Raw genomic sequence first — 24,380 nt, forward strand, 5'->3', positions numbered from 1 at the left:
GGCGGGTGTTCAACGCGTGCGGACGTCACTGGGTCCGGCGCGTGCGGACGTCACTGCGTACGGTGCCGCGTACATCACTGCGTACATCACTGCGTACGTTGCCGGGCGCCCGTCGGCTCACGGGCGGGCGAGCGCGGCCCTGCGGCGGTGTCTCGCCACCCGTTCGCGGTTGCCGCACACCTCACTGGAGCACCAGCGGCGACGGCGGCCGCGGGAGGTGTCGAGGTAGACGAGGGGGCAGTTGTCGCCCTCGCACCGGCGGAGCAGGGCGCGGGCGGCCGGGTCGGTGAGCAGGTCGACGGTGTCCCGGGCGACGGCGGCCACCAGTGCCGCGCAGCCGGGGTCGCCGCGCAGCACGCGCACCAGCGTGCCGTCGGCGGCGCGTACGGCGCACGGCGCGGGGGGCGCCGCGGCGGCCAGCGCGTTGACGCGGTCGAGCGCGGCGACGGTGACGGCGGGCCTGTGCTCGATCTCGCCGTACACCAACTGGGCGACGTGGCCGCGCAGTTCGAGGAAAGCGGCGAGCCACTGCGGCCCCGCTTCGGGCAGCGGCGCGCCCACCGGGACGAGGCCCGCGCCGGCGAGCCAGGCGCGCAGTCTCTCGACGGAGTAGAGCCGTTCCACGGGATGGTCCGTCGCCACGAGGTCCAGGCAGCTCCGCCCGGAGTCGAAGCGCAGCTCGTACGGGGCCGGGGCCGTGCCCAACGCCATGCGCCTGTCACCGCCTTGGGGGTTACCGGTGAGTGAATGCCGTTGCGTACCCCTACAGTGCCCCTCCCCGGGCGGGTCCGGAACCCGGCGTACGCTTCGGGATTAGGGCCCTTGGCCTTGTGCGACGCCCTTCACTCCGCGTACTTCGACCCCGTGGCCGGGTCGACGGCGAGGCGGTAGCCCCGCTTGACGACCGTCTGGATCAGTTTCGGCGTCCCGAGCGCCGTGCGCAGGCGGGCCATCGCGGACTCCACCGCGTGCTCGTCGCTCCCCGCGCCCGGCAGCGCGCGCAGCAGCTCGGCGCGGGCCACCACCCAGCCGGGGCGCCGGACGAGCGCGCCCAGCAGGGCCATGCCCGCGGGCGGCACGGCGCGCAGCTCGTCGTCGACCAGGACGGCGTGGCCGCGGATCTCGACGCGGTGGCCCGCGATGGGCAGGGCGCGCGCCCGGGCGGGAAGTTCGCGGCACAGCACCTGTACGAGCGGGCCGAGCCGGAAGCGTTCGGGCTGCACGGTGTCCACGCCGAGGGACTGCAGCGGCAGCGCGGTGACGGGCCCCACGCAGGCGACGAGGACGTCGTGGCGCAGGGCGGCGAGCAGCTCGTCCGTCATGCCCCGCTCCTCGGCGCGGGCGAGCAGCGACGCGGCGGCGGGGGCGCTGGTGAACGTGAGCGCGTCGACGCCGCGTCCGACCGTCGCGTCGAGGAGGCGGTCCACGGGGGTGAGGTCCTCCGGCGGCAGCCACCGGTAGACGGGCACCAGGACGACCTCCGCGCCGCCGGCCCGCAGCGCCTCGACGAAGCCGGGCAGCGGCTCCCCGTGCAGTTGCAGCGCGATGCGCCGCCCGGCGACGCCCTCGCCGAGCAGCCGGTCGAGCACCTCCGCCATGGACTCCGACGACGGCGACCACTCCTCGGTGAGCCCCGCGGCGCGCACGGCGCCCTTCACCTTGGGCCCGCGGGCGAGGAGTTCGACCCCGCGCAGGCAGCGGAGCAGGGCCTCGCCGTACCCCCAGCCGTCGGCGGCCTCGACCCAGCCGCGGAACCCGATGGCGGTGGTGGCGACCACGATGTCCGGCGCGTGGTCGATCAACTCCTTGGTGGCGTCCAGGAGTTCACTGTCATCGGCGAGTTGCACGATGCGCAGCGCGGGGGCGTGCAGCACGGTGGCGCCGCGCCGCTTGAGCAGCGTGCCCAGCTCGTCGGCGCGCCGGGCGGCGGTCACGCCGACGGTGAATCCGGCGAGGGGGCCGTGGGCGGCCGGGTCGTTCGATGGGGTGTCGTGCATAGGCCTGTCTCGTCTCGTCGCGCTCGTGGCTCTCGTCCCGCCGGCGGCTGCTCGTGGGCGGCGGACGACCGAGCCTGTCAACGGCGCGTGACGGGCCCGGTTCGCTGCGATGTCCGTCGTGTTACGTCATATCCGAGCACGGCAGCACGTCACACCTCGGCGTAGCCGAGCTGCGGCTTCTCCTCCGTGGCGGTCGCGCGGGCCGTACGGGGGGCCGCCGCTCGAAGGTATACGGCCCAGGTGAGGGCCGAGCACACCGCGTAGAACACGAGGAAGGCGACGAACGCGCCGGTGCCGGAGCCGACCGTCCGGAAGGACTGCCGGAGGGCGAGGTTGATGGCGAGGCCGCCGAGCCCGCCGACCGCCCCGATCAGCCCCATCGCCGCCCCGGAGAGCCGCCGCCCGTACGCCGCGGCCTGCTCGCCGACGAGCCCCTTGGCCTCGGCCTTCGCCTGGAAGATGCCGGGGATCATCTTGTACGTCGATCCGTTGCCGAGCCCGGTGAGCACGAAGAGCGCGACGAACGCGCCGACGAACAGCGGCAGCGACTCGCGCACGGACGCCACGACGACCACGCCGGTGGCGGCGCCCATCCCGAGGAAGTTCCCCAGGGTGATGCGCGCCCCGCCGAACCGGTCGGCGAGCCGCCCGCCCACCGGCCGGATCAGTGAGCCGAGGAGCGGCCCGATGAAGGTGAGCTGGGCGGCCTCCAGCGGCGTACGCCCGAACTGCGTCTGCAGGACGAGCCCGAAGGCGAAGCTGTACCCGATGAACGACCCGAACGTCCCGACGTACAGGAACGACATGATCCACGTGTGCGGGTCGCGGACGGCGGCCTTCACCGCCCCGGTGTCGTTGCGGACGGACGAGATGCTGTCCATGTAGCGGAAGGCGCAGACGGCGGAGACGATGACGAGGGGAATGTAGATCCCGAGCACCAGGCGCGGCCCGCCGCCCGCGCCGATGACTGCGAGCCCGACGAGCTGCACGACGGGCACGCCGATGTTGCCGCCCCCCGCGTTGAGCCCGAGAGCCCATCCCTTCTCCCGCAACGGGAAGAAGGAGTTGATGTTGGTCATGCTTGAGGCGAAGTTGCCACCGCCGACGCCGGTGAGCAGCGCGCACACCATGAACGTGCCGTACGACGTCCCCGGCTCCATGACCACGAAGGCGGCGACGGTCGGCACGAGCAGCAGGGACGCCGCGATGACGGTCCAGTTGCGCCCGCCGAAGCGTGCGACGGCGAAGGTGTAGGGGACGCGGACGACGGCGCCGACGAGGGTCGCCATCGACACGAGGAAGAACTTCCCGGCGGCGTCGATGCCGTACTCGGGCCCCATGAACAACACCATGACGGACCACAGGCTCCACACGGAGAACCCGATGTGCTCGGAGAGCACGGAGAACGCCAGATTCCGCCGGGCGACCCGCTCCCCGCCCTCCTCCTTCCAGAAGGTCTCATCCTCCGGATCCCACCGCTCGATCCACATCACATGCCTCCAGACGTCGCCCCGGCCGCCCCCCAAGGACGACCCCACGCCTCCCGAAGCTAGGCATCCCGCATTTCGACCTCGTGGCCTCCGGTGACCGTGGGGGAACGTTGCTCTCACTTGGGGCGGGGTGAGGTGGTGAGGGGGCGGGGAGCTCTAGACAGACACGGTCCGCACCCCCGCGCCGGACAGCGTCTCGGCGACCTCCTGGGCTCGGGCCGTGCGCAGCTCGACCGAATAGCCGGAGTGGAGAAGGAGGTCGACAGTCGGATCGAGCCAGTTCACCGTATTGGCGATGCACACCACACACACGAGCTCCGTGAGCGGGATGTCGAGGGCGCTGCCGTCCGCCCCGCGAAGCTGGAGCGCCCCCGCGCCGATCGCCAGCACGCCGGCCCGCGAGGGGCCGCAATCCCACGCCGCGGGGCCGTCGGCCAGATGATGCTCGGTGGGTTCGCCCAGCCCATACCGGACGGGATGCACGACCGCTCCGGGCGGGAACTCGGCCGCCAGGGAGCCGACAGCCCGAGCGAGCCGCTTTCGCTCCCGGCTCCGCCGGAGCGCGGTCATGGGCAGGCCGACGACCAACACGGCCAGGGCGATAAGACCCACTGGGACGAGGCCGAGTACGTTCTCCGGCCGGACGATCACGAAGACCACCGCAACGATGGTGACGGGCGCACACAGAGCGACGTAGAGCAACAGGGGGCCGACCCCGGCCCGTTGGACTTCCACCCCTCCGGACATCTGAGTCCGGTGCTGATGCCGTCGGCGGGCGCGCCCTCGCATCACGTTCTCCCGCGACGCCCAGCTGTACCGGTCGGCGTACTTCCGCACCGTCGCCCAAGCGAAGGATGCTCCCACGGCCAGCCCCGGCAGCATCACCAGTGCGTCGGCATCGGACACGTTCGCCGACACCACGACAGCCAGGACGAACGCCACGACCAGGATGGCCGCCGCGTTGAAGAAGCGGGAGTGCGGAGAGCCCTGAGATCCGTAGCCCGACGGGATCTCGGAGTCGTGCCCCCGATCCGCAGCGGCCCATTCACGCAACAGACGCCGACGCCGCAGCCCTCGGGCACGCAACGAGCGCAGGACCAGCAGCGCCGGCAGCGCAACGATCACCAGCAGCAAACAGCCCGCGACCGATACGGCGAAGTCGTCGCTGTCACTCGAGGCCGCGTCGGCCAACAGGACCGGCACGAGAACGGCCACGAGGGTCGCCAGCCCCGCACACAACAGAAAGACCAGTCCACGGCCACGCGAGAGATCCTCACGCATCAGCTTCCTGAGCGCCTCCGACTGCACCCGCAGAAGATCCGCCCGCTCCGGCCACGCCCCGGCCGGACCGGGTCCCTCGGGAAGCGGCGCCGCACGGAACAACGAACCTCGTGGTGAGGAGTCTGCGTGAGTGGTATTCGTCATGTCCGTTCCTCTGTCGTCCTACTGGTCACTCGGAGTCGGTGGCGAGGCGGGCAGAAAGACCGAATTCCCGGCAATGATCGCAACGAGACCGGCGAGCTCACGAACTTGGTCAGGATCCAAGCAGGTCCCTATGACCAGGAGACCCTTGCCTCCCTCGGGCGGGCAGGCCAGGGCACCCGCCAGACCGGTCCTGAAGTCTGCGGGAACCTCCTCTTCCCAGTCCTCCGGAACGGGAACAGGCGGCTGTGACAGAAACCCGATACCGATCCCCATTTCCGTGGTGAACCGTTCTACGTAGGCGACCTGATCCCTGAATTGCGCGTCGAACACTCTCGACATCAGCTCACCGAGGTCCACCTCGTCAGGGGCCGACGGCACGGCGACGACCCCCGCTTGCACCTGCCATACGGCCTGTGCGCCCGTGCTGGGAAGCGGCGCCGTGATCACGCCGTACATGAGAGCACCGTCGGCGAGGTAGCGCTCATGGCACTCCATCAAACCGTCGACGAACTCCTCACTGCGGCACGCCGGGGTGTTCGGGTAGGTAAGGCGGATCATTTCGGCACAACGGACCCGAGCGGCTTCCTTGTCGGCCCCGTCGGCCAACAGGTCGAACCAGTCGGGAGGAACGAACAGTTCGACCCGACCCGGCTCGATGCCTGCCACTTCGTCGCTCACCACAGTCATTTGGACACCACTGGCTTCTGCGTCAGTGCGCCGAAGTCCCATTTGAAGATCTTTCCGACGGTCTCGGCGGTGTCGCCGCCGCCCTCGGCCGTCAGCGCGTGCCCAGCCCAGGTCATATGGAAACTGGCGGCACGTGAGATGAACTCATCCTGCCCCATGACATAGGAAGCACTGGGCGTACTCTTGGCGAGTTGAAATATTCCGTACGGAATTTCCTGGGCAGGGCCGATGAGTTGGGGGACCGTCCGCATCGGCGCTCCCGAGAGCTGAGCCGCCGCGAGAACACTGTCCCCCATCCTTGCGCCCAACTTTCCGACCCCGAATCCCACGGCATCCATGATGACGTCCTTGGTCAGCAACGCCTTGCCGAAACTCCCTGTGGTGCCGACTGCGGAGAGGTAGTGGGCCCCCAGTGCAACTCCGGCCAGGGGGAGCGAGACAGCGGCCATGAACTGAAGCCCCGGGATCAGCGCCAGAAGCCCTGTGACGGCGCTCAAGAGCCCCGCGATATCCCCGATGAGGTCCAGCAGAGGGGCAAACTTGCCCAGTAACTCGATGAGCTGATCGTGCACCCACGCCAGCGCATCACCGATCTTATCGAGCACGTCGCCGATGAAGTCGCCCAGGCTCTCCCAGAAGCCGGGCTCATTCGGTGCCACATCGATGGCATCTTTCAGGCGATCGGCAGCGTTCTTCCCTTCCTCTTCATAATTCGCATGTAGAGTCCGCGCCCGCTTGCGCACCTCTTCGACCGGATCGGTGTCGTCATCGGAACCGGTTGACGTCTCCTTGGCCTCGTACCCGGATTCACGCTTCCCCGCACCTCCCTTCTTTCCCTTTTCTTTATCGACAGCCTTCTTGATCTCTGCGGCTTCCCGCTCAAGGCCGCGGGCCACCTTCTGCTTGTCCTTCATATAGTCGGCCCAGCCCTGAATGACGGCCTTCGCCCCGTCGAAGGAATCGAAGGCCTCCTCCACCTTGGGCCGGAACTCGTCATCCAGCAGCTCCCGGAAGGAGATGGCCGCCTTCCCCCGCCACTCCCCGTCGTCAGCGCCGCGCAGGACCCTTCTGATCTCCCCAAGTGCGGTTGCCGCTCCACGAATCGAGCCGACGACCTTGTCCACTTCGTCATGGTTTCCCGGGCACGGGACGAACCCCAACGCAGGGAAGTCATCGATCGCGGGGGCACTCACTTCTTCGCCGCCTTCGAGAGCGCGGCAGCGAGATCCAGGTCCAGTTTTTCAAAGGTATTCTCGATATGGGCCAGAGTCTTCGCCGCCCCCTTCGAAAATTTTCGCAACTGCCCGATCCCGTAGTCCCACTCTTCGCCGAAATCTTCCATACGGCGCTCCAAGTCCTTGGTGCCCATCGCTTTGACATCCATGTCAGCCATGGCCCGGATCGGTTTGCCGAGAAGATCCTCGATATCTCCCAAGTTGCGTCGAACTCGGCGCAACATTTCGCCGTCGATGTACAGGTCGCTCACGCGCGTTCTTCCCCTCGTCACGCAGCAGGAGATCCATGGGGGGGCAGCCGCTTCCGGCAGGTACGAGCCCCTGCCCGGGATGTTCGGCGCAGGCCGCCGACCCCCGCTTCCGCTCACCGGTTGACGGACTGCACCTCCTCGACCGCAACCTGCTGGTCCGCGCCGAACTGCCCGTCGGGCAGCGTTCCGCGTTCGCCTGTGGTGCTGGTCCAGCTGATCTCCCAGGTGACGGTCGCCCGGAGGTTGTACGAGGTGTCACCGGAGGACCTCAGATACTTCACCCCGCACGCGGGCTGCGTGTCTGCCGGAGTGCCCTTGGCACGGGGGGTGCCGATCTTGCCGCCCTCGATGGGGCACTCCCCGGAGGCGGGGTAGGTCTCGGCGTCGTCCGTTCCCGGATCGATCGACAGCGAGACGGGCTCGGCTGTCGTAGTCGCGGAAAGCCCTGAGTTCGGAATGCTTGCCGTGACGGAAACCTTCTTGAACTTCGCCCTGTCCAGCCAGGCCCACGTTGGGAGGTTGACCTTCGTCACCCCCTCGGGCGCCATGGCGATCTCGGTGCCAGGTACGGGCAGTTCGTCGTAGGCGTACTCAGCGAGGACCTCGGGTGTCACGGCCAGGGGCTCTTTCGGCGTCTCGCCCTTGTCGACCCAGAAGGGCTGCCTGTCGCATGCGCTGGCCTCGGGATCGCCCTTGCGGTTCGGGTTGGGAGCAGCGGCCCAGAACATCCCCTTTCCTTGCTTGTCGAGGTTGTAGTTCTTGTACGGATGCCCCTCCTTGTAGCGGCTGTCGAGGAAGTCGCCCACGAACTCCCCGACACCGTCGAAGAGCGGCACACCGCCTCCGAAGCCCCGCCACGCCTTGACCGTTCGCTCGATCTCCTTGGGCGAGAAAGCGGGCTCGTACCAACAGGCGGGTGGATCCCAATTGCTGTCCGCTGACGAGAGATTCCCGGTCCTGGACGAGTTGGAGTTGCCGTTGACCGATGTCCGAATCTTGGTCTCGACGGTGATGGTCCGGCCGCTCTTGCCGCCCTTCGCCTGCTTGCCGTCCGTCTGATCCGACCATCCGGCCCAGGCCGGCGATGCTGCCTGTGCGCTGATGACCATGACCGCGAGGGCTGTCACGACCACGCCCTTCGGACTCACGGCCGGCACAGCGCGCTCCCCATCTCGGAGGTGCTGTTGGTGAGCTGCCACACGCCGTCGGCGTTCTTGCGCAGACGATCGTTGTAGAGGATGTACGAGTCCTTGCCGGCCTGCGTGACGTGCTTTTCCCCGGTCTTGCGGTCCTTCGTGAATCCCTTGGACTCGTCCGAGCAATAGGTGAGACCGGCCGAACCGTCCTTGCTGAACTTGACCTTTCGGTCGGTGAAGCGCACCGTTCCCGCCAGCGTCAGGTCGGACTTGATGAAGTTGCCGGACCACTCGATCGTCCCAAGCAGCCCCGACCCCTTGCTGTAGAACCGCACAGCCTCCGACTTCGGGTCCTGCTTCTCGATCGACTCGATGATGGCTCGCCAGTACTCCGCGTTGTCGCGCAACACCGCGTCGGTCTTGGCGTCTCCCGTCGCCTCGGGAGCGAATACCAGGTCGACGTCCTTCGGCACGGAGATCTTGGGCCGATCGATCCCGGCGGGCGAAGCCGTGGCCGACGGGGCCTTCTTCGCCTCGTCTCCGGAACCTGCGCCCGCGATCTTGTCATTGCCTTCGGAACCACCGCCTCCCCCTCCACAGGCAGAGAGGGAGAAGACCGCCGCAGCAGTCATGATGGCCGCTGTGAGCAGGGCGGGTCGGCGGTTCACGGTCAGCTCCTGTGGGGCGAAGGTTCTCTGGAGTGAACCAAGCTATCCATGAGAGAAGGGCTAGGCCACGTCGAGCTCTGCCGCACATCAGGCATACGCGGGCATAGCGGCCGCACACGCCTGCCGTTGGCGGGAGTCGATCGCCAACTGCACCGATTTGATCACTGAGTGCCACGCGAGGAGGGGCGCCCAGCCATCCGTTCACGCCCCGCGAAAGCAACGCAGGCCCGCCTCACCCCAGATGCGTATCTCCCAGTGACACCAGCAGCCGGCGCAGCGCCCCGTCGAGAGCCGTACGTTCCTCCGGGGTCAGGGCCGCCAGCATGGCCTCCTCGTTCGCGACGTGGTCGACCACCGCGCGGTCGACCACGTCCATGCCCGCCGGGGTGAGGCGGACGCGGATGGCGCGGCGGTCGGCGGGGTCGGGGCGGCGTTCGATCAGGCCCTTGCGTTCCAGTTTGTCGAGGCGGTTGGTGATGGCGCCGGACGTCACCATCGCGGTCTTCAGGAGGCCGCCCGCGGTCAGTTCGTGCGGGGCGCCGACCCGGCGCAGCGTGGCGAGCACGTCGAACTCCGCGAACTCCAGGCCGTATTCGACGAAGACCCGCTTCATGCCCTTGCTCAGCAGGTGATCGGCGCGCTTGATGCGGCCCACCAGGGCCATCGCGTCCAGATGTGCCTGGTCGAGGTCGGGGCGCTCGCGGCGCCACTGGCCGCGCAGCTCGTCGATGGCGTCCGCGCTCTCCTGGTCGGTCACGAGGTGTCCTCCTCCTTCGGGGAGCCGGGCCGGCGGCGTCTCTTCTCCGCGCACGCAAATCTCTCAACGTTCAGATACTTGACGTTCGCAGGCCCAGGGCTCATATTTATCTCAACGTTGAGAATAACAGCGTTCAGGGGAAAACGAGGGGAAGCGTCATGTCCGTGCAGAGCGATGTCCAGAGCCCGACCGTCCAGAGCTCGACCGTCCGGAGCTCGACCGTCCAGGCCCAGGGAGTCCGGGAGCAGGCCCCGGCCCCCCGCACCTCCGCCAAAGCCGCCGCCGGCATCGCCGCGCTCGCCGCCATCGGCCCCGCCACCTGGGGCACCACCTACGTCACCACCACCGAACTCCTGCCGCCCGACCGTCCGTTGCTCGCCGCCGCCCTGCGCGCCCTGCCCGCCGGCCTCATCCTCCTCGCCCTCACCCGGCGACTGCCGCGCGGCGACTGGTGGTGGAAGGCCGCCGTGCTCGGCGTACTCAACTTCGGCGCCTTCTTCCCGCTCGTCTTCTTCGGCGCCTACCACCTGCCCGGCGGCGTCGCCTCGACGATCAGCGCGGTCATGCCCCTGCTCGTGGCGGGCTTCGGAGTCGGCATCCTGAAGGTGCGCCCCACCCGCCGTACGCTGACCGCCGGGTTCGTCGGAGTCGGGGGCGTCGCCCTCCTCGTCCTGCGCGGCAGCGCGGTGGTCGACCTCGCGGGAATCGCGGCGATGCTGACGGCCACCACGCTGATGGCCTTCGCCGTGGTGCTCAGCAAGCGGTGGGGTCGACCCGAGGGCGTCTCGCTCCTGGCCCTGACCGGTTGGCAGCTGACCGCGGGCGGTCTGATACTGGCCCCCGTCGCCCTCACCGCCGAGGGCCTGCCCGACCACTTCACCGGCTCCAACATCGCCGGATACGCCTACCTCGGCATCATCGGCACGGCCCTCGCGTACGCCCTGTGGTTCCGCGGCATCGAACGCCTCCCCGCGTCCTCGCTCTCCTTCCTCGGCCTGACCAACCCGGTGGTCGCCACACTCGCGGGCCTGCTGCTCCTGGGCCAGACCCTGACCGTGTGGCAGCTCGTCGGCCTGGCCCTGGTGCTGGCGAGCGTGCTCCTCGGCCAGGCCAGGAACTCCGGACCCCGGCAGCCCAAGTCGAGCTGACGCCCTCCCACAGCACGCAAGACCCCGAGAACCGATAACCGACAACCGACAACCCAAGGAGCACTCCCATGCGCATCACCGTCTTCGGAGCAGCAGGAAACACCGGCAGCCGCATCGTCACCGAAGCCCTCTCCCGGGGCCACGAGGTCACCGCCGTCGTCCGCGACGCCGCCCGCTTCACGGAGCTGCACCCCGACGCCGTACACCGCACGGGTGACGCGGCCAACCCAGACGACGTACGGGAGTTGAGCGCGCGACAGGGCCTGGTGGTCAATGCCACGAGACCGGCCCCGGGCCGCGAGGGCGACCACGCCACCGTCTCCACGTCACTGCTCGCGGGCCTGGCCGGCACCGGCGTCCGCCTGCTCGTGGTCGGCGGCGCGGGCAGCCTCACGGTCCCGGGCACGGAAGGGGTCCTCGCGATCGACGACCCGCGTTACGTCCCCGCGGCTTGGCGCCACATAGCCGAGGCGTCCAACGCCCAGTACGACGCGGTCCGCACGGCGGAGACGGACGTGGACTGGACGTACGTGAGCCCTGCGGCACTCTTCGAACCCGGCATACGTACGGGCAAGTTCCGCCTCGCCAAGGACGAGCTGCTGGTGGACGCGGACGGCAACTCGGCGATCTCCATGGAGGATTTCGCGGTAGCCCTCCTGGACGAGGCCGAACGCCCCGCCCACCACCGCGCACGATTCACGGTCGGCTACTGATCCCTCTGCGATCCAGCTCGAACCACAACAACTTGCCGCCCCGGCCCGTGAGTTCGTGCCCGAGCAGCCACCCGCCCCACGAGTCGGCACACTCGCACACGAGATGCAGCCCCCGCCCGCCACCGGAACCCTCCGGGGCGGGCGGCGCCGTCGCGCCCCCGAAGGCCCCGGGCGGCTTGTCGAAGGGGGCGGGAATGTGGGAACTGGTGTCCCACACCCCCACCCGGAGCCGGCCCGCCCGCACGGATCGCAGTCGCAGCGAGGCGGGCCCTTCGGTGTGCCGGTAGGCATTGGTGACCAGCTCGGACGTCAACAGCTCGGCAGTGTCACCGAGTTCGGCCATGCCGTGCCCGGCGAGGGCGGCCCGCAGGGTCATACGGGCCACGCGCGGGGCGCGGGGGTCATGGGGCAGGTGAAGCGCGTAGGACCAGCCTTCGGGTGGGGTTACGGTGACCATGGATGGCTCCTGGGAGGAAGGGGGTGCCCGCCTGGCGTCCAGCGGTGGCGATGCCGCCGTGATGCGGTGCTCTTCCGGCTCATGGACGCGGCTAGTTGGGCGGTATGCGACTCACCGTAGAGGAGTCAGTGTGATACTTGATACTGAACAGGCAACACACTTCACATTTCCCTCGTGTGGGTGACGCGAGGGCCACGCCCCGCAAGAGAGAAGGCACACGTGCCGCCCAGCACCAACCCGACCCTCCGCCAGCGGCGACTGGGCACCGAACTGCGCAAGCTACGAGAGCAGGCAGGACTGACCGCGACAGCCGCCGCCGAGCAGCTGGGCCTCAGGCAGGGCCAGATCAGCAGCATCGAGGCCGGCCGCTACCCTGTGGGCGCCGACCGCATCCGCAGCTTCGCCCGTACCTACAACTGCGCCGACGACTCGCTGCTCGACGCCTTGGCCGCCATGACAGGCGGCCGCAAACGGGGCTGGTGGGACGAGTACCGAGATCACCTCCCCGTAAGCCTGATCGATCTGGCCGAACTGGAGCACCACACGCGGGAGTTCCGGGTTGCCCTGGTCATCCACATCCCCGCGCTCCTACAGACGACGGACCACGCCCGCGCCCTCTTCCGCGCAGTGGTCCCGCCCATGCGTCAGTACGAGATCGAGCACCGCCTCACACACCGCATCAAGCGCCAGGAAGTGCTTCACAGGGACTCCCCCGCCCCGTATGCGGCGACCATCCACGAGTCCGCCCTGCGCATGGGCTTCGGCGGTTCCGCCACCAGCCGCGCCCAGCTGCTCCACCTCGTCGCCATGAGCGAGCTGCCCAACGTCACCATCAGGGTCATTCCCTTCGGAGACGCCGCTTTCCCCGGCACCGGACAGTCCGTCGACTACCTCGCCGGGGCCGTACCGCAACTCGACACAGTGCAGCTGGACACACACCACGGATGCGAATTCCTGGATGCCGAGGCACAGTTGGCGAAGTACCGCACCGTACTGGATCGACTGGAGCACGGCGCGCTCACCCCTCGCGCGTCACGCGACCTCATCCACAACCTCGCCCAGCAGCTCTGAGAGAAGACGTCCCCCATGCGACCCGACTGGCAGAAGTCGACCTTCAGTGGCGACTCCTCGAACTGCGTCTACATATCCGCACCCGCCCCCGCCACGATCCACCTCCGCGAAAGCGACACCCCCGAGACGATCCTCATCACCGCCCCCACACCACTGCACGCCCTGATACAGACGCTGAAGGCAGCCCGTCGGCACGGGCCCTAGGCCGACGGCGGCTGCTGGTACTGGTGCGGCGCCTGCGGCGCCTGAGGCGCGTACGGCCCCTGCGCATACGGAGAGGGGCTCAAGTACGGATTCGGGTACACAGGCGCGGGCACCCCCGGAGGCGGGCCCACCGGCATACCCACCGGCATACCCCACGACGTACCCGGCGGCAGATACCGAAGGCGCCTGCACATGGGATACGGCGGAGCCGCCACCGTACGGGGCCAGCTCCACCGCATCCTGGAGATGAGCGAGCTCGAACACGTCACCGTGCGCGTACTCCCGTTCGGCAGGGGGTCCTTCCCCGGCACGGGGCAGCCCATCGACTACCTCAGTGGGCCCGTGCCACAGCTCGATACAGTCCAGCTGGACGCACACCACGGCTGTGAATTCCTCGACGCCGAAGCACAGTTGGAGAAGTACCGCTTCGTGATTGCCCGCATGGAGGAGAACGCGCTGGGGCCCGCCGAGTCCCGCGACCTCATCCACCGCATCGCCCAGGACACCTGAGAGGAACCAGTCATGCCGGAGTTGCCCACCCCCCAATGGCAGAAGTCCACGTTCAGTCCCGACTCCTCGAACTGCGTCTACATATCCGCGCCCGCCCCGACCACGATCCACCTCCGCGAAAGCGACACCCCCGAGGCGATCCTCATCACCGCCCCCACACCACTGCATGCCCTGATACAGACGCTGAAGGCAGCCCGTCGGCACGGGTCCTAGGCCGACGGCGGCTGCTGGTACTGGTGCGGCGCCTGAGGCGCCTGAGGCGCGTACGGCCCCTGCGCATACGGAGAGGGGCTCAAGTACGGATTCGGGTACACAGGCGCGGGCACCCCCGGAGGCGGACCCGCCTGCATACCCACCGGCATACCCCACGACGTACCCGGCGGCAGATACCGAAGGCGCCCCGTCTCATCGGTCACCGGCACGAAGCCCATCCCCTGGAGCCGCGCCGCGAACTTCGCGTTGCGTCGCCGGTTGACGACGAAGCCGATGCCTACGAGGCCCATCAGGGCGACCCAGATGATCCCCGCGACGACGAAGTCACCGCGCTCGCCCCCGAAGCGGAAGGCCAGCACCACACTGGCGATTGTGACGCCACCGATGCCGTACAGCATGCGCTGCTCGGCATTCTTGCCGGTGAGGTCGAACTTGGCGCGGGCCTTGATCAGCTCCACGGCCTCGGGCCGCGACGGCGGGAGCGCACCGGCTTCGGCGGCGTGCGGATACATGGCCCAGGACTGCGCCGCACGCTGCTGCGCCTGAGGGCTCGGGTCGGGGGCGATGAACAGCTGGAGCTGGGCGTTGCGGCCACCGCTGTAACGAGCGTCCATGTACTGGTAGCCGAACTGCTCGGCGACGTATGCGAGTCGGGCGAGCTTCTTCAGCGAGGACATGGGGGTGGTGAGCACCACGGGCTCCCCGCTCGCCATGAGCCGGAACATCTTCCGCACCTGCCCGCTGCTGACCCGCTCGCGCCCGTTCCCCATGCCGTTCCCCATGCCGTTCCCTCTCCTCGTCCGCGTCGTCCTGCTACCGGTTGACCGACTGAACCTCTCGCACGACGACGTCCTGCGCCGCGCCGAACTCACCCGCCGGCAGCTTGCCGCCCTCACCCGAGGTGCTCGGAGCGAACCAGCGGGCCGACGGCTTCCGGGCACTCACGGCGTGCACTTCTTGGATGCCGTCGTGGACGTGACGGAGTCCGTCTGCCACACGCCCTTGTCGTTCTTTGTCACGCGCGTGTTGACGAAGGCGTAGTCGCTCGCGGAGCCCTCGATCGACCTGTCCACCGTGCCGGTCTTCAGATCCTTGGGGTACGTCTTGGTGCCGTCCTTGCAGTACGACACCGCCGCGACACCGTCCTTGAGGAAGGTGACCTTGCGGTCGTAGTACCGAATGGTCCCGACGAAGCTCTTCTTCTTCTCCTGGAATCCTTGGATGTACTCCGCCGACGCCACCAGGCCGTCGCCCGCCGCGTAGAACTTCAGCGCCGGGTGATCCTTGGCTTCGACGGTCACCGCTTCGATCAGGGAGTTGAGCCACCGCTCGTTGTCGGCCAGCACGGCGTCCTTCTTCGAGTCACCGGTCCTGCCGCCCTCGAAGACGTTCTTCACCCCCTTCGGCAACTCGATCTCCGGCCGGTCGACCCCGTCGTCGGGCGCCTTGGCGGACGGCGGTTCGCTCGCTCGGCCACCCGAGTCCGCACCGGCGATCTTGTCCTTGTCCTGGGAATCGCCGTCACTCGCTCCGCAGGCCGAAAGCGAGACGACTGCCGCAACAGTCATGGCGGCCGCTGCGAGCAAAGTCGGGCGGCGGTTCACGGCCGGTCAGCTCCTGTGAAGGGTGGGAGGTTCTCTGGAGTGAACCAAGCTATCCATGGGGACTGTGGCCATGCCAGCGACGAGTGTGCCTAGCAGTGGGGTATACCGACCCAAACCCCTGCCCTTCGACCAGCTTTCGGCTGGCTTTCGGTCGACCATTGGTCAGCCGTCAGTCACTCATCGAGCCCGGTTCCCTTTTGCTTCGCGGTACGAGGCGCAAACGGTCCGCGGGCGATGCCGGGAGTGGAACCTCCACTTCCGGCCGTCCGCCCGTACGTCCGCCCGTCCGCCCGCCCGTACGTACGTCCATCCGGCCACAGCCTCGGCCTCCGCTTCGCCGCCAGGTCCTCGACCCACCCCACGGCCACCAACGTCAGGCCGATCAACGGCCAGACCAGGACGGTCATCCACAGCATGTACGTCGAGTCGAGCGCCGAACTCCAGCGTTCGTCCTCCATGAGCGGCAGGTCGTACGCCATGTCGATGATCGGCACCGTCGCCATGATGAGGAAGTTGTGCCAGAGGTAGATCGTGATCGCCCGCCGGTTGGAGAGCGTGACCAGCTTGTCCCACTTCGCCAGCCTTCCCGGCAACTCCTGCCAGGACGGCGCGTACTGGAGCAGGATGACCACGAAACCCAGCGACCACGTCGCCTGCGCCAGCGGGATGTCGTTCAGGTCCCAGCCGTCCGGGCCCGGATGCGCCGAGGCCCACCAGAGGCCGAAGGCCATGACGAGGGCGGCGGCCGACACGGCCAGGTAGCGCGGGACCCGCGCCAGTACGCCCTCCTGGTGGGCGATGCCCAGGACCCAGCAGCTGCCGTAGACCGCGAAGTCCGAGACCGTGTTGCCCGTCTCGCCGGGAATCGTCACGACGCCCGTGCCGACCACCGCCGTCAGCGCCAGCGGGGCGAGCAGCGTCGCCCGGAGAAACCTGCGGAACGCCCGCAGCAGCAACGGGGACGCGAGGACGAACCACAGGTACGCGCGGATGTACCAGAGCGGTCCCACCGCCTGCACCGCCCAGGTGTCCTCCAGGAGTCCCGCCTGATCGCCCAGGTGCCACGGGAAGGGCGCGGCGCCCACCGGCACCACGTAGCCGACCATCGAGAGCAGGCCCCACGTACCCCCGTGGTCGGGGTCCCCGGAGATGTTCCAGCCGCCCGCGAAGAGCAGCGTGAGCGCCACCGCGCTGAACACCCACATGGGCGGGAGGAGTCGGCGCACGCGGCCCTTGATCACGCTCCACGCGGGCCGCTTCAGCGAGCGCGCCATCAGTGAGCCCGCCAGCGCGAACATCACCCCCATGGACGGGAAGACGATCGTCAGCCATGCCCAGCCGAAGAGGTGGTAGACGACGACGCGGACGAGCGCGAGGGAGCGCAGGAGGTCCAGGTAACGGTCGCGCCCCGGTCCCTCACGCCCCCGCTCCCCGCGCCCCCGCCCCCCGCACCCCGGCTCTTCGCGAGCCGCCGAACGCGTCGTGTCGATGCTGGGCGGACGCAACCCCTCCGGTACGCGGCCGTGGCTCATGCGACGGGCCTCCGCTCATGGCTGCCCGTGCGCTGCCCGGGGATGGATACGGGCGCCGCCTCCACCACTCCCGTGCGCCGGAGCTTCTGCCAGCGGAGCCGGCCCCCGGTGAGAGCGGTGATCCAGGACTGGAGCAGCACGACGTACATCAGCTGCCGGTAGAGGACCTGTTGGAGGGGCAGCGAGATCAGGTGGGTCATGCGTTCGCGGTCGAGGCGGAAGGCGTACGCCGCGCAGACCGCCTGCACCGTGAGCACGCCCAGCCATGCGAGGACGGTCTTTTGGGTGGGGCCGAAGACCAGGCCGTAGAGGAGGAAGACGTCGATGAGGGGTGCCAGGAGCGGGGCCAGGACCATGAACAGCGACACCAGCGGGAGCCCGACCCGGCCGAAGCGGCCGGAGGGGCCCGACTCGACGAGCGCCCCGCGGTGCTTCCAGATCGCCTGCATCGTGCCGTACGACCAGCGGTAGCGCTGGGACCAGAGCTGCTGGACCGACTCCGGGGCCTCGGTCCAGGCGCGCGCCTTCTCGGCGTAGACGACGCGCCAGCCGTCGCGGTGCAGCGCCATCGTGATGTCGGTGTCCTCGGCGAGGGTGTCGTCGCTCATGCCGCCGACCCGCTCCAGGGCGGACCGCCGGAACGCACCGACCGCGCCCGGGATCGTCGGCATGCAGCGCAGCATGTCGTACATCCGGCGGTCGAGGTTGAACCCCATCACGTACTCGATGTGCTGCCAGGCGCCGATGAGCGAGTCGCGGTTGCCGACCTTCGCGTTGCCCGCGACTGCGCCCACGCGCGGGTCGCCGAAGGGCCGCACGAGTTCGCTGACGGTGGACCGCTCGAAGACGGTGTCGCCGTCCATCATCACGATGAGGTCGAAGCGGGCGTTGGCCAGGCCTCGGTTGAGGGCGACCGGCTTGCCCGCGTTCCGCTGGCGTACGACGCGTACGTCCGGCAGGCACAGCCCTTCCACGAGGCGTGCCGTACCGTCCGAGGAGCCGTCGTCGATGACGATGACCTCGATGGGGTGGTCGCCCGCCATCAGGGAGCGGACCGTCGCCTCGATGCACTTGGCCTCGTTGTAGGCGGGGACCAGGACCGAGACCGGTTCGGTGACCGGCGGGAACCGGCCGTCGTCGCGCCGTCGCACCCGGCGCGCGTGCACCGCGGAGAGCAGCAGCATCAGTCCGAAGCGGGCGAGGACCAGGACGCCGATGACGGCGAGTGCCACGGCGAGCCCGTCGGTGAGGTGCTCGGAAACCCCGACAAGGAAGACCCAGGCCTCTCCCTTCCACAGCTCCACGCCGCTGACCTCGGTGTGCGCGCTCGGCGCGGCCAGGGCCTCGGTGAGGTTGACCAGCCGGTACCCCTTGCGGTCCAGTCCGGGCAGGAGGCGGTCCAGCGCGGCGACGGTCTGGGAGCGGTCGCCGCCGGAGTCGTGCAGGAGGACGACGGCGCCCGCGCCGCCCTTGGGCGTGGCCCGGCGGATGATCTCGTCGACGCCGGGGCGCTGCCAGTCCTCGCTGTCGGTGTTGTTGACCACGGTGAGGTAGCCGCGGCGGCCTATGTACCGCGTGACCGGGTACGACTTGTCGTCCATGGCGTTCGCGAAGGACGAGTACGGCGGGCGGAAGAGCGAGGTCCGGATGCCCGCGGCGCCCGCCAGCGCGAGCTGGCTCTGCGAGAGCTCCCGGTCGATGCGGCTCGTGGACTGGTAGGAGAGGTCGGGGTGGTTGAAGGTGTGCAGGCCCACCTCGTGCCCCTCGTCCACCATGCGCCGCACGAGGCCGGGGTAGCGCGAGGCCATGGTGCCGGTGACGAAGAAGACGCCGTGGGCGTGGTGCTCCTTCAGGACGTCGAGGACCTTGGGCGTCCACTCCGGATCGGGGCCGTCGTCGAAGGTGAGCACGAGCCGGTGGTCGGGCACCTTGAGCGTGGTCTCGCGGCCGCCCCGCGTGTCGATGACGGGGCCGCCCTCAAGGATCTTCCGCGGCACGTGATCGGTGGGTGCGGGGGGCCTGACGCGATGGTCGGCGAGGATCTCGCTGTGCACGTACCCGCGCAGCATCAGCATCGCGAGCAGTGCGACGAGGAGCAGCAGGGGCAGCAGATGGCGCAGGGGCAGGCGGTGGCGGCGCCGTCCGCTGCCGGGGGCGTGCCGGTTCTCTGCCGGGCCGGGGCGGACGTCAGTGGCCGGGCCCGGGGAGGCTTGGCCGTGGGCGCCGGGCCCGCGGGCGCGTGGCCCGTGGGTGCGTGGCCCGTGGGTGCGTGGCCCGTGGGTGTGGCCGTCGGCCCGGAGGTGGCCGGACCGGCCCCGGGTGGTGCGGAAGTTCATCGCTGTGCGCCCTCCGAGGACGGCTTGGTGTCCGAGACGGACCGCGCCGCGGGAGAGGTGTAGACGACGGGGGCCTCGCCGCCTGCGCCCGCGCCTCCGCCGTCTCCCCCGCTTCCGCCGCCGCTGACACCGCCGTTGACGCTGGGCGCGGGGGACGCCGGGGGCGGCTCGACGGGCGGGACGGTCGGATCGGTGGGGCCGGGTCCGGAGCCGGGGCCCGCGGTGCCGCCGGGCGGGACCGGGCCGGGGGTCCCGACGGCCGGACCGGGGCCCGGGCCTGGCCTGTCGACGCCGTCGGCGGGACGGGGGCCGAAGCCGGTGTCGGGGCCGGTGTCGGAGCCGGTGCCAGTGCTGGTGCCGGAGCTCGAACGGGGGCCGGGGGCAAAGGGCGTGCCCCGGCTGTCGTCGCCCCCGGTCCGGAAGGGGCCGAGCTCGTCGCTGTCACCGGACTCCGGCATTCCGTTGGGGCCGCCCCTGGCCTCGTCCGACGGCGAGACCCTCGACGGGAAGTACGGATCGGCGGGTACCGCCGGGCGGTCGGGGAGCCGCATCCTGCTCGCGGGCTTGTCGTCCTCGGGGCCCGGCATGGGCAGCCAGGGCGCGCTGGAGTTGCCCGAGAGCAGCGTGCCGACGATGACCACCGCGTAGACCGCGCAGACGATGCCGACGATCACGCCGAGCCTGCGGAACCTCCGGCTGCGGCGGCCCGTCTCGTCGACGAACACCGGTCCGTCGGCCGTGGCCTCCCGGCCCGGGTCGGGAGGCAGGTCCGCCAGTTGGCGCCCGACGCCGTCGATCTGAACGGTGACCTCGTTCGGATCATGAGTGTGTCCTGACAGGGCATCTTCTCGCCACGTTTCCATGCGTACGCACAACCCCCACATATCCGGCTCGGGTGCGCGTACGAACACGAGTGCCCGCCGACCGGACCGGGCCCCCACCCGATCCCAACGCCCCCACTTTCACCATGCATTCGAGGTGTGCTCAAGCTGCACTCGAGAACCCTCAGGCCACGAATGTACGCACCGGAGCGAGGCGTGTGGTTGTCGTCAGTTCGGACTCATCATGATGAGTGAATCTGCGGTCGGAACCCAGGTGCCCGAAGGCCTGTCCAGCCAGCCTTCCTCGGCGGCGAGCGTCGCGGCGGCCGTGCGCATCGCGGTAAGTCCCCGGTGTACAAGGCCCCTTCGCCACACCAGCGACACCGGGGACAGCGGGACGGGATCGGTCAGCGGCCGCAGTTCGGCTCCCCGCATGGCCGGGAAGTCCACCACCGCGAGGACCGGATACCGGTTCTTCGCCATGACTCGTTCGAATTCCGCGACGCCGACGGCGAGCGGCACGGGTGGCGCGATCTCGATGCCGCGCCCCTTGAAGAGGCAGCGTGCGAGGTCGGTCCACTCCGGCGTCCTGGGGTTGCCGGCCCCCGCGTACACGATCTCGCCCGCGAGCGCGTCCAGCGGCACCGCGTCGAGCTCCGTCAGCCGATGGCCGGAGGGAAGCAGCACGGCCATCGGCTCGTACCGCACGGGCTGCTGGTCGAGCCCGGCCCGCAGCGCGGGAGCCAGACCCGCGAAGCGCCCGAAGGAGACGTCGAGCCGCCCGGCGAGCAACTCGGCGGCGGCGCCGGTGAGTCCGCTCTCGAAGCGGGCCATCAGCTCGCACTCCGGGCTGAGTTCGCGGGCCCGTTCCAGGATACGGCCGAAGACCAGGCCGGGGCTGTTGAGGTCGACGAGCAGCGGGCGGGCCGCGCCGGTGGCGGCTGCGGCCAGGTCGTCCTGGGCCTCCAGGACGCGCCGCGCGTACGGCAGCAGCCGCTCGCCGTCGGCGGTCAGCACGACCTGCCGCGTCGTACGCGCGAAGAGCCCTGCGCCCAACTCCCGCTCCAGGCGCCGGATGTCACGGCTCAGCGCCTGCTGTGCGACGTACAGCCTGGCGGCCGCCCGGGTGAAGTGCAGCTCCTCCGCGACGGTGACGAAGGCGCGCAGCAGGCGCGGGTCCACATCGCGGCGGCGTACGACTGGTTCTGCGGTCATCGCAGGAACCTACAACGCAGGTGCGTGAATCGGCACCCAGAAGGTGTTGGACCCCGCCGATCTCTCCCGGCGAGGCTGGCTCCATGCCCCGCAACCCCTACGCGCGCCTCTTCGCGATACCCGGCGCCACCGCCTTCACCCTCGGCAACCTCGTCGCCCGCCTCCCCATGGGCATGTTCAGCGTGAGCGCCGTCATCATGATCTCCGGTGCGCGCGGTTCGTACGCCCTGGCCGGCGCCGTCACCGCGACCGGACTCGCGGCGACCGCCGTCGTCGCGCCCTGGACGGCGCGGCTCGTCGACCGCCACGGCCAGGCGCGCGTCGCCGTCCCCGCCACCCTCGTCGCCGCCCTCGGCTCCCTCTCATTGCTGCTGTGCGTGCGCTACGGGGCGCCGGACTGGACGCTCTTCGCGTCGTACGCCGCCACGGCCACGACCCCCAACACGGGAGGCATGTCCCGGGCCCGCTGGGCCCACCTCCTCAAGGACGACACACAGGCCGTGCACACCGCCAACTCCTTCGAGCAGGCCGCCGACGAGCTCTGCTTCATGCTCGGCCCGGTCCTCGCGGCCTTCCTCTGCGGCACGTTCTTCCCCCAGGCCGGCACGTTGACCGGCATGGTCCTGCTGGTGAGCGGCGTCCTCGTCTTCGCCGCCCAGCGCTCGACGGAACCCCCGCCCCAGAGACGTACGAAAACGTCCGCGGAGGCGAAATCGCCCCTCCGCGCGCGCGGGATGCCCGCCCTGCTGGCCGCGTTCCTCGCCACCGGTGCCGTCTTCGGCTCCCTCGAAGTCGTCACCATCGCCTTCGCGGACTCCCAGGGCCACAAGGCTGCCGCGGGCGTGGTCCTCGCCCTGCAGGCCGCGGGCTCCTGCGCCGCGGGCCTCCTCTACGGAGCCGTGAGACCGAGCGGGCCGCTCGGCCGCCGCCACCTCCTGTGTGCCGCCGCGATGGCGGCCATGATGACGCTGCCCCTGCTCGCCGTGGTGGTGACGGGCTCGCTGACCGTCCTGTCCGGAGCGCTGCTCGTCGCCGGGATGGCGACGGCGCCCACGCTGGTCACCGGCATGACGCTGGTCCAGCGGCGCACCCCCGAGGGGCGGCTGAACGAGGGCATGACCCTCGCCGTGACCGGCCTCCTCGGGGGCATCGCGTGCGGGGCTGCGGGCGGCGGCTGGGCGGTGGAGCACCTGGGCACCACCGCGGGCTACGGAGTGCCGGTCACCGCCGCCTGCTGTGCGCTGCTGCTCAGCACCGCGCAGGCTTGCGCCACGAGCACTCCAGCTCGCCGCCGTCCCGCCCGGACGCGCGCTTCGAACGCGGCGTGACCAGGACGGCCCTGTCCCCCGTCGACGAGGCGAGCGTGACCACGATGGCGTCCTCCAGCGCCTTCACCGACGACGGCAGGTAGTTGTTGAGGATGATGCTGAAGACCAGCTCGCGCCCGTCCTTGTCCTTGACGTACCCGGACAGGGCGGACGCCCCCGTCAGCGTCCCCGTCTTCGCGTGGACGTTGAGGGCCGCCGGAGTCCCGCACATCCGCGAACGCAGCGTGCCGCCGGTGAACTTGTCCGGGGCGCAGGCCACCGGAAGGGACGCGTACCAGTCGGCGAACCACGGCTCGCCCTTCACCGACCGCAGCAGCCTGATGTACTGCTCGGCCGCGACGTTGTCCTTGCGGGACAGCCCGGAGCCATCGACCTGACGGATCCTGCCCGGGTCGACGCCGGCCGTCTTCAGGTACCCGCCGATCGCGGCGATGCCGTCGTCCCAGTTCCCGGGGCGTCCGGTCGCGCGGTGCCCCATGGCCTTGGTGAGGCTCTCCGCGTGCATGTTGTTGGAGAGCTTCATGAACGGGACCATGAGCTCCTTGAGCGGCATGGAGTCGTGCGAGGCCAGCTGCCGGGCGCGCTTCGGCGTGGCGGTCCCGGTCCTGGTCGGTCCGCTCACCCGCACGCCGTGCGCGGCGAGGGCGTCCCTGAAGACGTCGGCCGCGTATCCGGTGGGCTCCCAGACGGTGACCCACTCCTTGGTGGTGTCCCCGCCGACGGGGACGGTGCCGCTGACGGTGATGGTGTTCTTGCCGTGCTGCCGCTCCACGGCGACGGTGTCGGCGCCGCCCCCGGCGACGGTGGTCGCCCGCAGGTCGATGTCCACGTAGTCGGTCTTCGGCGTCACGCTCACGCGCGGCCTGTCCCCGGGCCGCGCGCCGGGTGCCACCTGGACGATGACCGTCCCGGTGTCGTAGTCCGTGTCGGGCGCGACGCTGAGGGCGCTGATCTGCGCGGCGTAGTACGAGGACTCGTCGTCGCCGGCCCAGGTGTCACCGATGCGCCTGCTGTCGAAGCGGGTGTCGTCGGCGACGAGGCGCCCCGTGACCCGCCTGATCCCCGAGTCGGCGATCTTCGCGGCGAGTTGGCCGTAGTCCTTGGCGAGTGTCGTCGGGTCGCCGGTGCCGCGCAGGTACAGGTCACCCCGGAGCGTCCGGCCGTGCCGGGAGCCGTCGGAGAGGACGTCGGTGGTGAAGCGGTGGTCGGGGCCGAGGAGCTCCATGGCCGCCGCGGAGGTGAGCAGCTTGGTGTTGGATGCGGGCATCAGGCGCCCGCTGGAGCGGTGCTGGTAGAGGACGTCGCCGGACGCGGAGTCGGCGATCACGACGCTCGCCACGCCGCCCTCCATGCGCGGGTCGCCGAGGATGGTGTCGATGGCTTCGGGCAGCCCCGACCGGTCGGAGTCGGCGCCGGCCGGGGAACCGGCGGAGAGCCCGGCCGCCGCGACGGCGAGCACGGCGGGCCAGATCCAGTGGCGCATGCGGGTGTTGACGCGTCTCACGGGTCTCTTCATGACCCTGGAGCATCCCCGACTCGAAGGCGTCCCGACAGACCCCACTCCGGCTTGGCCGACGACGAA

Annotated in this window: 26 protein-coding genes; 7 read left to right on the forward strand and 19 right to left on the reverse strand. The window is 69.9% G+C overall.

Going from position 1 to position 24,380, the window contains the following annotated elements:
• Positions 1-117: 117 nt before the first annotated feature.
• The 10 genes from ACFVYR_RS27565 to ACFVYR_RS27610 all read right to left on the reverse strand — a co-directional run bounded on the left by ACFVYR_RS27565 (position 118) and on the right by ACFVYR_RS27610 (position 9,646).
• Complete coding sequence (locus tag ACFVYR_RS27565; protein WP_384254938.1) at positions 118-711, reverse strand: CGNR zinc finger domain-containing protein; 594 nt, start codon at positions 709-711, stop codon at positions 118-120.
• A gap of 131 nt (positions 712-842) precedes the next feature.
• Positions 843-1,997 (reverse strand): uroporphyrinogen-III synthase, encoded by a 1,155-nt coding sequence (locus ACFVYR_RS27570; RefSeq protein ID WP_384254941.1) that lies wholly within the window; start codon positions 1,995-1,997, stop codon positions 843-845.
• Positions 1,998-2,146: 149 nt separating this feature from the next.
• On the reverse strand, positions 2,147-3,487 hold the full coding sequence (locus ACFVYR_RS27575; RefSeq protein ID WP_384254944.1) for a nitrate/nitrite transporter: 1,341 nt from the start codon (positions 3,485-3,487) through the stop codon (positions 2,147-2,149).
• A gap of 156 nt (positions 3,488-3,643) precedes the next feature.
• Positions 3,644-4,912, reverse strand: a complete 1,269-nt coding sequence (locus tag ACFVYR_RS27580) for a hypothetical protein (protein WP_384254947.1) — start codon at positions 4,910-4,912, stop codon at positions 3,644-3,646.
• Between the two features lie 18 nt (positions 4,913-4,930).
• Complete coding sequence (locus ACFVYR_RS27585; RefSeq protein WP_384254950.1) at positions 4,931-5,590, reverse strand: hypothetical protein; 660 nt, start codon at positions 5,588-5,590, stop codon at positions 4,931-4,933.
• A 5-nt stretch (positions 5,591-5,595) separates the two neighbouring features.
• Positions 5,596-6,792, reverse strand: a complete 1,197-nt coding sequence (locus tag ACFVYR_RS27590; RefSeq protein ID WP_384254953.1) for a putative T7SS-secreted protein — start codon at positions 6,790-6,792, stop codon at positions 5,596-5,598.
• Positions 6,789-7,085, reverse strand: coding sequence for a hypothetical protein (locus tag ACFVYR_RS27595; RefSeq protein ID WP_384254956.1), 297 nt, complete (start codon positions 7,083-7,085; stop codon positions 6,789-6,791). The genes ACFVYR_RS27590 and ACFVYR_RS27595 overlap by 4 nt, the downstream gene beginning before the upstream one ends.
• 113 nt (positions 7,086-7,198) lie before the next feature.
• Positions 7,199-8,242 carry a hypothetical protein gene (locus tag ACFVYR_RS27600; protein WP_384254959.1) on the reverse strand — a complete coding sequence of 348 codons (1,044 nt, stop codon included), beginning with the start codon at positions 8,240-8,242 and terminating at the stop codon, positions 7,199-7,201.
• Entirely contained in the window at positions 8,230-8,889 is a 660-nt protein-coding gene (locus ACFVYR_RS27605; RefSeq protein ID WP_384254962.1) for a hypothetical protein, read from the reverse strand. Before ACFVYR_RS27605 ends, ACFVYR_RS27600 begins: the two co-directional genes overlap by 13 nt.
• Before the next feature lie 232 nt (positions 8,890-9,121).
• Positions 9,122-9,646 carry a MarR family winged helix-turn-helix transcriptional regulator gene (locus tag ACFVYR_RS27610; protein WP_384254964.1) on the reverse strand — a complete coding sequence of 175 codons (525 nt, stop codon included), beginning with the start codon at positions 9,644-9,646 and terminating at the stop codon, positions 9,122-9,124.
• A gap of 158 nt (positions 9,647-9,804) precedes the next feature.
• Between ACFVYR_RS27610 and ACFVYR_RS27615 the strand changes: the two genes are divergently transcribed.
• Positions 9,805-10,794 carry an EamA family transporter gene (locus ACFVYR_RS27615; protein ID WP_384254967.1) on the forward strand — a complete coding sequence of 330 codons (990 nt, stop codon included), beginning with the start codon at positions 9,805-9,807 and terminating at the stop codon, positions 10,792-10,794.
• Positions 10,795-10,862: 68 nt separating this feature from the next.
• Entirely contained in the window at positions 10,863-11,507 is a 645-nt protein-coding gene (locus tag ACFVYR_RS27620) for an NAD(P)-dependent oxidoreductase (RefSeq protein ID WP_384254969.1), read from the forward strand.
• Here the strand turns inward: ACFVYR_RS27620 and ACFVYR_RS27625 are convergent.
• Entirely contained in the window at positions 11,491-11,964 is a 474-nt protein-coding gene (locus tag ACFVYR_RS27625; RefSeq protein WP_384254972.1) for an ATP-binding protein, read from the reverse strand. The two genes, ACFVYR_RS27620 and ACFVYR_RS27625, sit on opposite strands and share 17 nt — an antisense overlap.
• Before the next feature lie 219 nt (positions 11,965-12,183).
• On the opposite strand from ACFVYR_RS27625, the gene ACFVYR_RS27630 reads away from it, so the two are divergent.
• The 4 genes from ACFVYR_RS27630 (at position 12,184) to ACFVYR_RS27645 (ending at position 13,962) form a co-directional block, all read left to right on the forward strand.
• A complete protein-coding gene (locus tag ACFVYR_RS27630; protein ID WP_384254974.1) occupies positions 12,184-13,035 on the forward strand; it encodes a helix-turn-helix domain-containing protein in 852 nt (283 codons plus the stop codon).
• A 15-nt stretch (positions 13,036-13,050) separates the two neighbouring features.
• Positions 13,051-13,239, forward strand: a complete 189-nt coding sequence (locus ACFVYR_RS27635) for a DUF397 domain-containing protein (protein WP_384254976.1) — start codon at positions 13,051-13,053, stop codon at positions 13,237-13,239.
• Positions 13,240-13,431: 192 nt separating this feature from the next.
• On the forward strand, positions 13,432-13,749 hold the full coding sequence (locus tag ACFVYR_RS27640; protein ID WP_384254978.1) for a Scr1 family TA system antitoxin-like transcriptional regulator: 318 nt from the start codon (positions 13,432-13,434) through the stop codon (positions 13,747-13,749).
• Between the two features lie 12 nt (positions 13,750-13,761).
• Complete coding sequence (locus ACFVYR_RS27645) at positions 13,762-13,962, forward strand: DUF397 domain-containing protein (protein WP_384254980.1); 201 nt, start codon at positions 13,762-13,764, stop codon at positions 13,960-13,962.
• On the opposite strand, the gene ACFVYR_RS27650 is transcribed toward ACFVYR_RS27645, so the two are convergent.
• The 7 genes from ACFVYR_RS27650 to ACFVYR_RS27680 all read right to left on the reverse strand — a co-directional run bounded on the left by ACFVYR_RS27650 (position 13,959) and on the right by ACFVYR_RS27680 (position 21,470).
• The gene (locus ACFVYR_RS27650; protein ID WP_384254983.1) at positions 13,959-14,744 is read right to left on the reverse strand and encodes a hypothetical protein; all 786 of its coding nucleotides are present in this window, start codon (positions 14,742-14,744) and stop codon (positions 13,959-13,961) included. The genes ACFVYR_RS27645 and ACFVYR_RS27650 overlap by 4 nt on opposite strands.
• A 31-nt stretch (positions 14,745-14,775) precedes the next feature.
• Positions 14,776-14,907 (reverse strand): hypothetical protein, encoded by a 132-nt coding sequence (locus ACFVYR_RS27655; RefSeq protein ID WP_384254985.1) that lies wholly within the window; start codon positions 14,905-14,907, stop codon positions 14,776-14,778.
• Positions 14,904-15,530 (reverse strand): hypothetical protein, encoded by a 627-nt coding sequence (locus tag ACFVYR_RS27660; RefSeq protein WP_384254987.1) that lies wholly within the window; start codon positions 15,528-15,530, stop codon positions 14,904-14,906. The genes ACFVYR_RS27655 and ACFVYR_RS27660 overlap by 4 nt, the downstream gene beginning before the upstream one ends.
• A 209-nt stretch (positions 15,531-15,739) precedes the next feature.
• The gene (locus ACFVYR_RS27665) at positions 15,740-17,098 is read right to left on the reverse strand and encodes an acyltransferase (protein WP_384254990.1); all 1,359 of its coding nucleotides are present in this window, start codon (positions 17,096-17,098) and stop codon (positions 15,740-15,742) included.
• Complete coding sequence (locus ACFVYR_RS27670; protein WP_384255139.1) at positions 17,095-19,173, reverse strand: glycosyltransferase; 2,079 nt, start codon at positions 19,171-19,173, stop codon at positions 17,095-17,097. The genes ACFVYR_RS27665 and ACFVYR_RS27670 overlap by 4 nt, the downstream gene beginning before the upstream one ends.
• A 257-nt stretch (positions 19,174-19,430) precedes the next feature.
• The gene (locus tag ACFVYR_RS27675; RefSeq protein ID WP_384254992.1) at positions 19,431-20,297 is read right to left on the reverse strand and encodes a hypothetical protein; all 867 of its coding nucleotides are present in this window, start codon (positions 20,295-20,297) and stop codon (positions 19,431-19,433) included.
• 186 nt (positions 20,298-20,483) lie between these two features.
• Positions 20,484-21,470 carry a LysR family transcriptional regulator gene (locus tag ACFVYR_RS27680; RefSeq protein WP_384254995.1) on the reverse strand — a complete coding sequence of 329 codons (987 nt, stop codon included), beginning with the start codon at positions 21,468-21,470 and terminating at the stop codon, positions 20,484-20,486.
• A gap of 83 nt (positions 21,471-21,553) precedes the next feature.
• Here ACFVYR_RS27680 and ACFVYR_RS27685 point away from each other — a divergent pair, with 83 nt between their 5' ends.
• Positions 21,554-22,798, forward strand: coding sequence for an MFS transporter (locus tag ACFVYR_RS27685; protein ID WP_384254997.1), 1,245 nt, complete (start codon positions 21,554-21,556; stop codon positions 22,796-22,798).
• Here the strand turns inward: ACFVYR_RS27685 and dacB are convergent.
• On the reverse strand, positions 22,719-24,314 hold the full coding sequence (gene dacB / locus ACFVYR_RS27690; RefSeq protein ID WP_384255000.1) for a D-alanyl-D-alanine carboxypeptidase/D-alanyl-D-alanine-endopeptidase: 1,596 nt from the start codon (positions 24,312-24,314) through the stop codon (positions 22,719-22,721). The genes ACFVYR_RS27685 and dacB overlap by 80 nt on opposite strands.
• Positions 24,315-24,380: the final 66 nt, after the last annotated feature.

Origin of the sequence: Streptomyces sp. NPDC058284 (genome assembly GCF_042881135.1) — a bacterium.
Taxonomy (GTDB): domain Bacteria; phylum Actinomycetota; class Actinomycetes; order Streptomycetales; family Streptomycetaceae; genus Streptomyces.

What these genes read in the sequence shown, in the direction of transcription:
- ACFVYR_RS27570 (WP_384254941.1), bottom strand. Translation starts at nt 1,997, where the DNA reads ATGCACGACACCCCATCGAACGACCCGGCCGCCCACGGCCCCCTCGCC.
- ACFVYR_RS27620 (WP_384254969.1), top strand. Translation starts at nt 10,863, where the DNA reads ATGCGCATCACCGTCTTCGGAGCAGCAGGAAACACCGGCAGCCGCATC.
- ACFVYR_RS27625 (WP_384254972.1), bottom strand. Translation starts at nt 11,964, where the DNA reads ATGGTCACCGTAACCCCACCCGAAGGCTGGTCCTACGCGCTTCACCTG.
- ACFVYR_RS27675 (WP_384254992.1), bottom strand. Translation starts at nt 20,297, where the DNA reads ATGGAAACGTGGCGAGAAGATGCCCTGTCAGGACACACTCATGATCCG.
- ACFVYR_RS27575 (WP_384254944.1), bottom strand. Translation starts at nt 3,487, where the DNA reads ATGTGGATCGAGCGGTGGGATCCGGAGGATGAGACCTTCTGGAAGGAG.
- dacB (WP_384255000.1), bottom strand. Translation starts at nt 24,314, where the DNA reads ATGAAGAGACCCGTGAGACGCGTCAACACCCGCATGCGCCACTGGATC.
- ACFVYR_RS27615 (WP_384254967.1), top strand. Translation starts at nt 9,805, where the DNA reads ATGTCCGTGCAGAGCGATGTCCAGAGCCCGACCGTCCAGAGCTCGACC.
- ACFVYR_RS27580 (WP_384254947.1), bottom strand. Translation starts at nt 4,912, where the DNA reads ATGACGAATACCACTCACGCAGACTCCTCACCACGAGGTTCGTTGTTC.
- ACFVYR_RS27565 (WP_384254938.1), bottom strand. Translation starts at nt 711, where the DNA reads ATGGCGTTGGGCACGGCCCCGGCCCCGTACGAGCTGCGCTTCGACTCC.
- ACFVYR_RS27650 (WP_384254983.1), bottom strand. Translation starts at nt 14,744, where the DNA reads ATGGGGAACGGCATGGGGAACGGGCGCGAGCGGGTCAGCAGCGGGCAG.
- ACFVYR_RS27635 (WP_384254976.1), top strand. Translation starts at nt 13,051, where the DNA reads ATGCGACCCGACTGGCAGAAGTCGACCTTCAGTGGCGACTCCTCGAAC.
- ACFVYR_RS27660 (WP_384254987.1), bottom strand. Translation starts at nt 15,530, where the DNA reads ATGACTGTTGCGGCAGTCGTCTCGCTTTCGGCCTGCGGAGCGAGTGAC.
- ACFVYR_RS27645 (WP_384254980.1), top strand. Translation starts at nt 13,762, where the DNA reads ATGCCGGAGTTGCCCACCCCCCAATGGCAGAAGTCCACGTTCAGTCCC.
- ACFVYR_RS27670 (WP_384255139.1), bottom strand. Translation starts at nt 19,173, where the DNA reads ATGCTGATGCTGCGCGGGTACGTGCACAGCGAGATCCTCGCCGACCAT.
- ACFVYR_RS27640 (WP_384254978.1), top strand. Translation starts at nt 13,432, where the DNA reads ATGGGATACGGCGGAGCCGCCACCGTACGGGGCCAGCTCCACCGCATC.
- ACFVYR_RS27685 (WP_384254997.1), top strand. Translation starts at nt 21,554, where the DNA reads ATGCCCCGCAACCCCTACGCGCGCCTCTTCGCGATACCCGGCGCCACC.
- ACFVYR_RS27665 (WP_384254990.1), bottom strand. Translation starts at nt 17,098, where the DNA reads ATGAGCCACGGCCGCGTACCGGAGGGGTTGCGTCCGCCCAGCATCGAC.
- ACFVYR_RS27680 (WP_384254995.1), bottom strand. Translation starts at nt 21,470, where the DNA reads ATGACCGCAGAACCAGTCGTACGCCGCCGCGATGTGGACCCGCGCCTG.